Raw genomic sequence first — 11,356 nt, 5'->3', positions numbered from 1 at the left:
CAGAGCACCGCCCCTCCGGGCTTTCCCCCCTCGGACCCCGCGCGGTCCGGGCCCCGCTACTTGCCGAGCGAGCGCAGCGAATCGGCGTAGGTGCCGACCGCGTGCGCGATGACGTCCAGGTTCGTGTCGAAGGCCTTCAGGTCGAGGTTCTTCAGCGTGTCCCCGGCCCCGTGGTAGTTCGGGTCGTACGGGGCGCCGGCCTTGCCGCCGTAGCGCTTGGCCTGCTCGGCGGTCTTGATGCCCTCGGCGCCCGTGAAGGTGCCGCCCGCCGGGATGCCGTTCGCGATGAACGGGCCGTAGTCGGAGCGGCCGTCGAAGTCACTGCCCTCGTGCGGCTTGCCCTTCTTGTCGAGGAACCCGTTGATGAGCGCCTCGATCTGCGCCGAGCCGGCCGGGCCCGCGCCCGCGCCGGTCTTGTCCGAGTCGTCGCCGTCGTAGACGAACTGGACCGGGTTCGGCGAGGCGATCATGTCGAAGTTCAGGTAGAGCGCGATGTCCTTCTTCTGCTGGTCGGACAGCTGCGCCACGTAGTGCTCGGAGCCCAGCAGGCCGAGCTCCTCCGCGGACCACCAGGCGAAGCGGACCTTGTTGGCGGGCTGCTTGCCCTTGCCCTTCTTGTTCGCGCCCTCGTCCGCGAGCTTCAGGGCCACCTCCAGCAGACCGGCCGAGCCGGAACCGTTGTCGTTGATGCCCGGGCCCTCGGGGACCGAGTCCAGGTGGGCGCCGACGGTCACCACGCGGTCGGCGCGGCCGCCCCGGGTCTCGGCGATCACGTTGCGGGTGGTCTTCTTCACGTGCTCCTGGTCCAGGTCCAGGCGCACCTTCACCTCGCCCGCGGCGGCCGCGGCGGCCAGCGCCTCACCGTCGGCGAGGGTGATGCCCGCGCTCGGGATGACGCCCTCGGCGGGCGAGGAGAACCCGCCGCGGACCGGGGTGGTGCCGCTGTGGTTGTAGACGATGACGCCGAGCGCGCCCGCCTCGGCGGCCGCCCTCTGCTTCTCCACGAAGGTGCAGGAACCCCGCTTGACCAGGGCGATCTTCCCCGCGAAGGCGCCCGCCGGGTAGTCGTCGGCGGTGCAGCCGGGGGTCTCGTCGACCCGGGCGAGGGCGAGCGCGGCGGTCAGGCCGCCGGCCGGGGTGGACCGGGTGAAGGTGAAGGCGGCGGTTGCCAGCTCGCGGGGGGCGGCGCCGAGGACGGTGGTCTTCTCCGTCTTCGTGTGCGCCTCGTAGATGTCGAAGTCCTGGTAGGAGACCTGGTAGCCGGCCTTCTTCAGGGTGTCGTGGACGTACGCCGCCGACGCGGCGTGGCCCGGGGTGCCCGCGGCGCGGTTGCCGCCGTTGGCGTCGGCGATCTGCTGGAACTTCGCGAGGTGGCGGTAGGCACCGCGGGCGGTGACCTCCTCGACCAGCTCCTTGGCGAGCCGGCCCTCGCGGTGGTCGCGGTCGTGCGCGGCGGCCGGAGTGGCCGCGAGCAGCACGGGCGCGGCGACGGCGGCGGCCGCGAGGGCGGCGAGGGCCGGTATGGACCGGCGGCGGTGGCGGATGTCCCGCACGGTGTTCTCCCCGAGATAGGCGTTTCGATGTCTGGTCCGCCGCGTCCGGATAACGGTCACGACAGACCGGACGGTAACCGCCCCTGACCAGGCAAAACGGACCTTCGGGGGTCGTGCAACACGCCCGTCACGCACTCGTCACGGGGGTTCACGCCGGGGACACCGTCCGTACCTCGGACAATGGATTGGACAAGGCTCGTGGGGTCGAACGCATGATGGCTCCACGCGCGCCCGCGTCGTACCTACGTAGAGGAGTCACCGTGAGGGTCGGAATCGTCGGAGCCACCGGACAGGTCGGCGCAGTGATGCGCGGAATCCTCGCCGAGCGGAAGTTCCCGGTGGACGAGCTGCGGCTGTTCGCCTCGGCCCGCTCCGCGGGCTCGACCCTGGAGTGGGAGGGCCGGGAGATCACCATCGAGGACGCCTCCACGGCCGACTACTCCGGCCTGGACATCGTGCTCTTCTCCGCCGGTGGCGCCACCTCCAGGGCCCTCGCCGAGAAGGTCGCCTCCCAGGGCGCCGTCGTGATCGACAACTCCTCCGCCTGGCGCGGCGACCCGGAGGTCCCCCTCGTCGTCTCCGAGGTGAACCCGCACGCGATCAAGAACCGCCCCAAGGGCATCATCGCGAACCCGAACTGCACCACCATGGCCGCGATGCCGGTGCTGCGCCCGCTGCACGACGAGGCCGGCCTGCTCACCCTCATCGCCACCACCTACCAGGCCGTCTCCGGCTCGGGCCTGGCCGGTGTCGCCGAGCTCAAGGGCCAGGCGTGCGCGGTCTCCGAGGCCGCCGACCAGCTGACCTTCGACGGCGGCGCCGTGGACTTCCCGGAGCCGGCCGTCTACAAGCGCCCGATCGCGTACAACGTGGTCCCGCTCGCGGGCAACCTGGTCGACGACGGCTCCTTCGAGACCGACGAGGAGCAGAAGCTCCGCAACGAGTCCCGCAAGATCCTGGAGATCCCCGGGCTGAAGGTCTCCGGCACCTGCGTGCGCGTCCCCGTCTTCTCGGGCCACTCGCTCCAGGTCAACGTCCGCTTCGAGCGGCCGATCAGCGTGGAGCGCGCCTACGAGCTGCTGAAGGACGCGCCCGGCGTCGAGCTGTCCGAGATCCCGACGCCCCTCCAGGCCGCCGGCCGGGACGCCTCGTACGTGGGCCGCATCCGCGTGGACGAGACCGTCGACAACGGCCTCGCGCTGTTCCTGTCGAACGACAACCTCCGCAAGGGCGCGGCGCTGAACGCCGTGCAGATCGCGGAGCTCGTGGCCGAGGAACTCCGCCAGGGCTGACCGGGCGCGGGCGCGCGGGGGGCGGGTGCCGTACGGCGCCCGCCCCTCCCCCGTTTCACGGCCGGCGCACCTCGTAGAGGAAGCAGCCGTACTCCACCGCGCGGACGTGCACGAGGGCGACCTCCGGGTCGGTGAAGGCCTCGGCCAGCGCCTGCCCGACGACGGCGTCCGGCTCCTCGCCGAGGTCCAGCGCACGGCCGCCGAGGATCCGGCCGGCCGCGTCGTAGCGCCGGGCCACGCGCAGCGCCCCCGGCGTCCCGAACGGCAGGCCGCCGCCCTCCGGCGGGCCCGCGCAGGGGTCGGCGTGCACGAACACGGGGCCCTGCTCGTCGTACGCCCCCGGGTCCGCGCCGGACGCGGCCGCCCAGCGGCGCAGCGGCGCGTACGAGACGAGGGCGATGCGCTCGCCCGCCCGGCTGCGGCGCAGGCAGCAGCGCAGCGGGGCGCCGCCCTCCTGGTCCTCGTACGGCAGGCAGGGCCGGCCGGCGTCGTCGCTCAGGCGCAGCTCGGCGAGGGCGGCAGGGTCGAGGGGAAGGGCGAGGGGGAGGGCGGGGGGCCGCCCGGTGGAGGAGGTCATGGCTGCGATCGTGCCCCGCCCGGCCCCCCGGCGCTGGCGGGAATCGGACCTCGCGTTCGCCCGTGGATTACTCCGGCGCGGTGACGCGGCCCGCGTGGAAGGATGGCCGGGCAACGTCACCATCGAAGGAGATGACCGCGTGCCTGGCACGAATCTCACCCGTGAAGAGGCTCAGCAGCGGGCGAAGCTGCTCACCGTCGACTCGTACGAGGTAGAACTCGATCTCAGCGGTGCGCAGGAGGGCGGCACGTACCCCTCCGTGACCACCGTGCGCTTCCAGTCGGCCGAGGGCGGCGCCGAGACCTTCATCGACCTGGTCGCGCCGGCCGTGCACGAGGTCGTCCTGAACGGCAAGTCGCTGGACGTGGCCGCCGTCTTCCGGGACTCCCGGATCGCCCTGCCCCACCTGGCCGCCGGGTCCAACGAGCTGCGCGTCGTCGCCGACTGCGCCTACACCAACACCGGTGAGGGCCTGCACCGCTTCGTCGACCCGGTCGACCAGCAGGCCTACCTGTACACCCAGTTCGAGGTGCCGGACGCGCGGCGGGTCTTCGCCAGCTTCGAGCAGCCCGACCTGAAGGCGACGTTCCAGTTCACCGTGACGGCCCCGGAGGGCTGGACGGTCATCTCGAACTCCCCGACGCCCGAGCCGAAGGACCGGGTGTGGGCCTTCGAGCCGACCCCGCGGATCTCCTCGTACATCACCGCGCTGATCGTGGGCCCGTACCACGCGGTGCACAGCTCGTACGAGGGTCCGGACGGGCAGTCCGTGCCGCTGGGCATCTACTGCCGTCCCTCGCTCGCCGAGTTCCTCGACGCGGACGAGATCTTCGACGTGACCCGGCAGGGCTTCGACTGGTTCCAGGAGAAGTTCGCGTACGCCTACCCGTTCGCGAAGTACGACCAGCTCTTCGTGCCGGAGTTCAACGCGGGCGCGATGGAGAACGCGGGTGCGGTCACCATCCGTGACCAGTACGTCTTCCGCTCGAAGGTGACGGACGCGGCGTACGAGGTGCGCGCGGAGACGATCCTCCACGAGCTCGCCCACATGTGGTTCGGCGACCTCGTCACGATGGAGTGGTGGAACGACCTCTGGCTGAACGAGTCGTTCGCCACCTACACCTCGATCGCCTGCCAGGCGTACGCCGAGGGCTCGAAGTGGCCGCACGCGTGGACCACCTTCGCCAACTCCATGAAGACCTGGGCGTACCGGCAGGACCAGCTGCCGTCGACCCATCCGATCATGGCGGACATCCGTGACTTGGACGACGTCCTGGTCAACTTCGACGGGATCACGTACGCCAAGGGCGCCTCGGTGCTCAAGCAGCTCGTCGCCTACGTCGGCCAGGACGCCTTCTTCAAGGGCGTGCAGGCCTACTTCAAGGCGCACGCGTTCGGCAACACGCGCCTGTCGGACCTGCTGGGCGCCCTGGAGGAGACCTCCGGCCGTGACCTGACCGCCTGGTCGAAGTCGTGGCTGGAGACGGCCGGCATCAACGTGCTGCGTCCCGAGATCGAGACGGACACCCAGGGCGTCATCACGGCGTTCGCCGTCCGCCAGGAGGCCCCGGCGCTCCCGGCGGGCGCCAAGGGCGAGCCGGTGCTGCGCCCGCACCGCATCGCGGTCGGCCTGTACGACCTGAGCGACGGCGCCCTGGTGCGCACGGACCGGATCGAGCTGGACATCGACGGCGGCCTCACGGCGGTGCCTGAGCTGGTGGGCCGCGCGCGTCCGGCCGTCGTCCTGCTCAACGACGACGACCTGTCGTACGCGAAGGTCCGTCTGGACGAGGTGTCCCTCGCGAACGTGACCGCGTACCTCGGCGACTTCGCGGAGTCGCTGCCGCGCGCCCTGTGCTGGGCCTCCGCCTGGGACATGACCCGCGACGGAGAGCTCGCGGCCCGTGACTACCTCGCGCTGGTGCTGTCCGGCATCGGCAAGGAGTCGGACATCGGCGTCGTGCAGTCGCTGCACCGCCAGGTGAAGCTGGCCGTCGAGCTGTACGCCGACCCGGCGTGGCGGGAGCAGGGCCTGGCGACCTGGACGGAGGCCACGCTGGAGCACCTGCGCGGCGCCGAGCCGGGCAGTGACCACCAGCTGGCGTGGGCCCGCGCCTTCGCGGCCACGGCCCGCACCGAGGGGCAGCTCACGTACCTGTCGGCGCTGCTGGACGGCTCGGCGGAGATCGAGGGCCTGGCCGTGGACACCGAGCTGCGGTGGGCGTTCCTGGAGCGCCTCGTGGCGACGGGCGTCGCCGACGAGCCGGCGATCGCGGCCGAGCTGGAGCGGGACGCCACCGCGGCGGGCGAGCGCCACGCGGCGACCGCGCGGGCCGCCCGCCCGACGGCGGAGGCCAAGGCCGCGGCCTGGGCCTCGGTGGTGGAGTCCGACGACCTGCCGAACGCGGTGCAGGAGGCCGTGATCGGCGGCTTCGTCCAGACCGACCAGCGCGAGCTGCTCGCCCCGTACGCGGCGAAGTACTTCGCGGCGGTCAAGGAGGTCTGGGACACGCGCAGCCACGAGATCGCGCAGCAGATCGCGGTGGGCCTCTACCCGTCGCTCCAGGTCTCGCAGGAGACGCTGGACGCGACGGACGCGTGGCTGGCCTCGGCCGAGCCGAACGCGGGCCTGCGCCGGCTGGTGTCGGAGTCCCGCTCGGGCGTCGAGCGCGCCCTGAAGGCCCAGGCGGCCGACGCCGCCGCCGGAGCCTGACGCACCGCTGAACGCACCCCGTCCGGCCCGCGAGGGCGGGGCGGGGTGCGGCCGTTCGCGGCCGCCCGGGCTCAGCGCAGCGTTCCCGCGGTTTCGCGGAGGGCCCCGAGGACGCGGGCGAGGGCGGGTGCGGACTCGGAGCCCCGGCGCAGGGCCGCGATGACGTGCCGGGCGGGCCGGTCGTGGGCCAGGACCCGGACGGTGACCCCGGCGGCGCGGCCGGTGACCATGCGGGGTACGAGGGCGACCCCCATGCCGGCTTCCACCATGGCCAGGATCGCGGTCCAGCCGGAGGCGGAGTGGGCCTGCTCCGGGACGAACCCGGCGGCCTCGCAGGCGCTGCGGGTGATCTCCGACCAGGGTCCGCTGCCCCCGTAGATCCACCGCTCGCCGGACAGGTCGGCCAGCCGCAGGGCGGGCGCGGCGGACAGCGGGTGCCCGGGCGGCAGGGCCACGTCCAGCGGGTCCTCCAGGAGCGTGACCCGGCTGAAGCGGGGGTCGCGGGCGCCGGGCGCGTGCGCGGCCAGGGACAGGGCGAGGTCCACGGCCCCGGCGGTCAGCAGCTCGTAGGACTCGGCGGCCTCGGTCTCGCGGACCCGTACCTCGATCCCCGGGTGGGTCCGCCGCAGGGCGGCGACGGCCGGGACGACGAGGACGGGCACGGCGGTGGAGAAGGCCCCGATCCGTACTTCGCCGGCCTCCCCCGAGAGGTATCCGGCGAGTTCGGCGTCGGCCCGCTCCAGTTCCGCGAAGACGGCCTCGGTGTGCCGCAGGACGAGGTGGGCGGCGTCGGTGAGGCGTACGCGCCGCCCCTGGGCCTCCAGCAGCGGCACCCCCAGCTGCCGGGCGAGGTTGGTCAGCTGCTGCGAAACGGCCGAGGGCGTCATGTGCAGCGCCTCGGCCGTGGCGGTCACGGTGCCCCGGTCGGCCAGGGTCCGCAGGATCCGCAGCTTCTTGATGTCCCACTCGGTCATGGGACCGAACCTACCGCCGGGCACCCAGTCCCACGCCGCCCAGGATCAGCGCCATGCACACCAGTTGGGCGGGCCCGGTGTGTTCCCCGAGGAGCAGGAAGCCGAGTCCGGCGACGCACACCGGCTGGAGGTAGTAGACGACTCCGGCGCGGGCCGCGCCGATCACGGAGACGGCCTTGTTCCAGGCGAAGAAGGCGACGGCCGAGGAGAAGACGCCGACGTACAGGAGCTGTCCGGCGGAGCCGGGGGTGACCTCGAAGCCGCCCTGGACGGTGAGGGAGACGGCGTAGGCGGGGGCCAGCATCAGCGCGCCGAGGACGAAGGTGGCGAAGAGGAAGGCGAGTTGGCCGATCTCGGCGGGCTTGCGCTTGAGCAGGGCGCTGTAGGTGGCGAAGGAGAGGGCGGCGCCGAACATCCACAGGTCGCCCGCGCCGAAGTCGAAGCCGATCGAGCCGTCGCCGACGAGGAGCAGGACGCCGAACGCGGCGAGCAGCATGCCGAAGGTGCGGCGGGCGCCGAGCCGTTCGCCGCCGAGGCGGGAGTACAGGGCCATGACGACCGGGAAGGCCGCCATGATCATGCCCATGTTGGAGGCGGAGGTGGTCAGTCCGGCCTGGTGGACGAGGGTGTTGTACAGGGTGACGCCGAAGAGGGTGGCGAGGCTGACGTAGCCGAGGTGGCGGCGCAGGAGGGCCCGCTGGCGCCAGGCCTGCCGGGCCGCGAAGGGGGCGACCGCGACGGCGGCGATGATCCACCGCCAGAAGACGGCCTGCACCGGCGGGACGGTGTCGGCCATCCCCCGGGTCGCCACGAAACTGCCGGACCAGACGACCGTCGCGACCAGGGCGAGGAGGACGCCGAGTCCGGCGGCCCCCTTCTTCCCCCTGGTCGTGGGCTGCTGCTGGGTCTGCGGGACGGTGCGGACGCGGTCCGTGACGGTCACGTGGTGTCTCCCCCTCGGGGTCTGGGTCTGTGGTTCGTGGACCTACCGTCGCACCTCGGAACTGCTCAGGTCCATCGAAACATTTCGATCGATGTCTTCAGGAGAACTGAACGTTTGCTGGGGGGTCCGGGCGGTTCGGGCCGGGAGCTGCCCGACCACGGTCGCGCCGAAGGCGAGCGCCATGCCGGCGAGCTGGACGGGCGACAGGGCCTGGCCGAGCGCGGCCCAGCCGATGACGGCGGCGGTGAGCGGGGACAGCGGGCCGAGCAGGGTGACGGAGGTGGCGGTGAGCCGGCCGATGCCGCGGAACCAGAGCCAGTACGCGATGCCGGTGTTGATCAGCATCATGTAGCCGTAGCCGAGGAAGGCCTTGCCGTCGAGGGCGGGCGGCGCCCCCTCGATCAGGGCGGCGATCGGGATGATGACCAGCCCGCCGGCGGTGAGCTGCCAGCCGGTGACGGCCAGCGGGCCGACGCCCTCGGGGCGTCCCCAGCGCTTGGTCATCACGGTGCCGGCGCCCATGGAGGCGGAGGAGACGACACCGGCGATGACGCCGACGAGGTCGAGTTCCGCCTCGGCGGTCAGGACGACCATGCTCACGCCGAACGCGGCGACGACGGCGGCGAGGACGGTCCGCAGCCTGGCCCGCTCGCCCAGCAGCAGGGCGGCGAGTCCTACGACGAACAGCGGGCCCGCGGAGCCCAGTACGGCGGCGACGCCGCCGGGCAGCCGGTAGGCGGAGAGGAAGAGCAGCGGGAAGAAGGCGCCGATGTTGAGCGTGCCGAGGACGGCGGACTTCCACCACCACTCGCCCTTGGGCAGGGTCCGGGAGAGGGCGATGAGCAGCAGTCCGGCGGGCAGGGCCCGCATGGCCCCGGTGAACAGGGGCCGGTCGGGGGGCAGGAGTTCGCTGGCGACGAAGTAGGTCGATCCCCAGGAGATGGGGGCCAGGGCGGTCAGGACGGTGGTGGTCAGGCGGTTCACGGGAACTCCTCGGGCGGGTGAGGAAGCGTGGGATCGGACCGGGCTGTGGGTTCCGGCCGGGCTGTGGGTTCAGGCGGCCGTGGGGGCCGGGGCTCCGGCGGGTGCGGCGGCCGGGGCCGGCGGGGTGGCGTGGACGGCGTCGGCGGGCAGGTGCCGCTCCAGCAGGAGCAGGGCGAGCGCGGCGCCGAGGGCGGCGACGGCGAGGACGGCCCAGGGCAGGCGGCCGTCGACGGCGAGCAGGGCCGTGAAGAGGGACGGGGCCAGGGCGGTGGCGAGGGAGTACGACAGCTGGTAGGTGGCGAGGTAGCGGCCGCGGACGGCTTCGGGGGCGGCCGAGACCGACAGGGCGCCGCCGGAGGGGCTGTGCACGAGTTCGCCGAGGGTGTAGACGACCACGATGGCCAGCAGGGCCACCATGGTGACGGTCTGTCCGGGACGCAGGGTGCCGAGGACGATCTGGGCGGCGAAGGCGGCGGCGAAGAGCAGGGCGCCGAGGGCGGCGGAGCGGGTGCGGCGGGCTCCGGAGCGGCGGACCCGGCCGGCGATCAGGACGCCGATCCCGGCGCACAGGGCGGTGTTGACGGTGAAGGCGGCTCCGGTGAGGGAGTCGGGCCCGCGCAGCCAGGTGGAGATGTAGAGGGGGAACAGGACGGACAGGGCCGCGTAGCCGAGCGCGGTCAGGAAGTTGGCGGCGGTCAGCCCGAGGAAGGGCCGGTCGCGCAGCACCATCCGGTACCCGGCGGGCGGGCGCTTCGCGGAGCCTGCGGCCAGGGCGTCCCGTACGGGCCGGACCCGGGCGACGAGCAGTCCGGCGGCGGCGAAGGCGAGGGCGTTGCCCCAGGCGGTGTACTGGAATCCGGCGGGCCCCCACAGGGCGAGCGCCCCGGAGACGAGCAGGGCTCCGGCGCCCATGCCCGCGTTCTGCAGGGCCCGTACGGAGGCCTGGAGGCGGTCGCGGGCTCCGCCGCGGGCCACTTCCCCGATCAGGGACTGCTGGACGACGGGGAAGGAGCGGTCGGCGAGGGCGGTCACCAGCGCGACGGCCGCGAAGGCGGGCAGTGATCCCGCGAAGGGGTACAGGGCGAAGCCGGCCGCCCGGACCGCGTAGAGCACCAGGTTGACCTTCCGGGCTCCGTACCGGTCGACGGCGGTGCCGGCCAGCGGCATGAAGGCGAGCCCGGCCAGGCCGGTGACGGTGAGCACCAGCCCGACGAGCGTGAAGGAGAGGCCGGTGACGTGGTGGAAGAAGACGAGGGAGAAGGGGATGTACATCCCGATCCCGACCGCGCTGATCCCGATGCCCGTGAGCAGGGACCACTCCCCCGCCACTCTGGCTTCCGCGGCCCCCTTGACCACCTTCATCCCCGTTCCTCCCCCGAGTAGGTCACTTGAAAGTAGCTTAGCACTAAGCCACTTTCCGTCAAGCAACTTTCTTGCGAACGAGGAAGCGGAACCGGATACTGCACTCATGACCGAGGCCAACAAGGACGCCGTCGACGCCATCGCCGCGCAGTGGTACGCGGTACGCCCCGATCTGGACACGGCCCCGATGGCCGTCTTCGGGCGGATGTACCGGATCACCAAGGCCATGGGCGACGCGATGGAACGGACCTACAACCGCTACGGGATCTCCCGCGGGGAGTTCGACGTCGTCGCGACGCTGCGCCGGTCCGGAGCCCCCTACACGCTCTCGCCGCGCCAGCTGTCGGCCACGCTGATGCTCACCACGGGCGGGATGACCGGGCGCCTGGACAAGCTGGAGAAGGCGGGACTGCTCGCCCGCAGCCCCGATCCGCACGACCGGCGCGGGCTCCAAGTGACGCTCAGCGACCGCGGGCTCGCCCTGATCGACGAGGCGGTGACCGCGGGCCTGGAGGTCCAGAAGGCCGCCCTGTCCGACCTCGACGGGGCGGAGGTCCAGCAGCTCACGGGCCTGCTGCGCAAGCTCATGGCCGGGGTGCCGTAGACACGACGGAGCGCCGGAGGTCGCACCGCAGCCGTCCTACGACGGCTCCGCGGACCTCCGGCGCCCCGGAAGCATTCAGGAGACGGACTGCCCGGTGGGGTCAGCCCTGGGTCTTGCGCGACTTGTCGCCGACCATCACGAGACCCGCGATGACCAGGAACAGGACGATCGGCAGGGCCACGAACAGGCCGAGCGTCTCGCCAATGCTCAGGCCCGGACCCGGGTCGTCACCGTCGTCGCGGGTGAGCGCGAGGGCGGGAGACGTCATCAGCAGCATCATCAGCGTCGTTCCGGCCGTGACGGCGCCGGCGCGCAGAGCGTTCTTCTTGTCCACGGTGCAAACGTAGCGAACAC

At 72.6% G+C, this 11,356-nt stretch carries 10 protein-coding genes; 3 read left to right on the top strand and 7 right to left on the bottom strand.

Annotated elements, in window-relative coordinates:
- Positions 1 to 56: 56 nt before the first annotated feature.
- Positions 57 to 1,553 (bottom strand): M28 family metallopeptidase, encoded by a 1,497-nt coding sequence (locus AC07B0_RS31045; RefSeq protein WP_478864503.1) that lies wholly within the window; start codon positions 1,551 to 1,553, stop codon positions 57 to 59.
- A 260-nt stretch (positions 1,554 to 1,813) separates the two neighbouring features.
- Between AC07B0_RS31045 and AC07B0_RS31040 the strand changes: the two genes are divergently transcribed.
- Complete coding sequence (locus tag AC07B0_RS31040) at positions 1,814 to 2,845, top strand: aspartate-semialdehyde dehydrogenase (protein WP_467294346.1); 1,032 nt, start codon at positions 1,814 to 1,816, stop codon at positions 2,843 to 2,845.
- Positions 2,846 to 2,900: 55 nt separating this feature from the next.
- Here AC07B0_RS31040 and AC07B0_RS31035 read toward each other — a convergent pair whose 3' ends face one another.
- Entirely contained in the window at positions 2,901 to 3,422 is a 522-nt protein-coding gene (locus AC07B0_RS31035) for a DUF1203 domain-containing protein (RefSeq protein WP_478899424.1), read from the bottom strand.
- A 139-nt stretch (positions 3,423 to 3,561) separates the two neighbouring features.
- Here AC07B0_RS31035 and pepN point away from each other — a divergent pair, with 139 nt between their 5' ends.
- On the top strand, positions 3,562 to 6,135 hold the full coding sequence (gene pepN / locus AC07B0_RS31030) for an aminopeptidase N (RefSeq protein ID WP_469381685.1): 2,574 nt from the start codon (positions 3,562 to 3,564) through the stop codon (positions 6,133 to 6,135).
- 71 nt (positions 6,136 to 6,206) lie between these two features.
- Here pepN and AC07B0_RS31025 read toward each other — a convergent pair whose 3' ends face one another.
- The 4 genes from AC07B0_RS31025 to AC07B0_RS31010 all read right to left on the bottom strand — a co-directional run bounded on the left by AC07B0_RS31025 (position 6,207) and on the right by AC07B0_RS31010 (position 10,398).
- Positions 6,207 to 7,109, bottom strand: coding sequence for a LysR family transcriptional regulator (locus AC07B0_RS31025; RefSeq protein WP_356878223.1), 903 nt, complete (start codon positions 7,107 to 7,109; stop codon positions 6,207 to 6,209).
- A 10-nt stretch (positions 7,110 to 7,119) separates the two neighbouring features.
- On the bottom strand, positions 7,120 to 8,052 hold the full coding sequence (locus AC07B0_RS31020; RefSeq protein ID WP_478899423.1) for a DMT family transporter: 933 nt from the start codon (positions 8,050 to 8,052) through the stop codon (positions 7,120 to 7,122).
- A gap of 42 nt (positions 8,053 to 8,094) precedes the next feature.
- Positions 8,095 to 9,036 (bottom strand): EamA family transporter, encoded by a 942-nt coding sequence (locus tag AC07B0_RS31015; protein WP_469381682.1) that lies wholly within the window; start codon positions 9,034 to 9,036, stop codon positions 8,095 to 8,097.
- A gap of 69 nt (positions 9,037 to 9,105) precedes the next feature.
- Positions 9,106 to 10,398, bottom strand: coding sequence for an MFS transporter (locus AC07B0_RS31010; RefSeq protein ID WP_469381681.1), 1,293 nt, complete (start codon positions 10,396 to 10,398; stop codon positions 9,106 to 9,108).
- A gap of 106 nt (positions 10,399 to 10,504) precedes the next feature.
- Between AC07B0_RS31010 and AC07B0_RS31005 the strand changes: the two genes are divergently transcribed.
- Positions 10,505 to 11,002 carry a MarR family winged helix-turn-helix transcriptional regulator gene (locus tag AC07B0_RS31005; RefSeq protein ID WP_467294335.1) on the top strand — a complete coding sequence of 166 codons (498 nt, stop codon included), beginning with the start codon at positions 10,505 to 10,507 and terminating at the stop codon, positions 11,000 to 11,002.
- A 100-nt stretch (positions 11,003 to 11,102) separates the two neighbouring features.
- On the opposite strand, the gene AC07B0_RS31000 is transcribed toward AC07B0_RS31005, so the two are convergent.
- Complete coding sequence (locus AC07B0_RS31000) at positions 11,103 to 11,336, bottom strand: hypothetical protein (RefSeq protein WP_356878218.1); 234 nt, start codon at positions 11,334 to 11,336, stop codon at positions 11,103 to 11,105.
- Between the last annotated feature and the right edge of the window lie 20 nt (positions 11,337 to 11,356).

This window comes from Streptomyces sp. NPDC044704, assembly GCF_056433525.1.
This window is presented reverse-complemented; position numbering and strand designations above follow the sequence as displayed.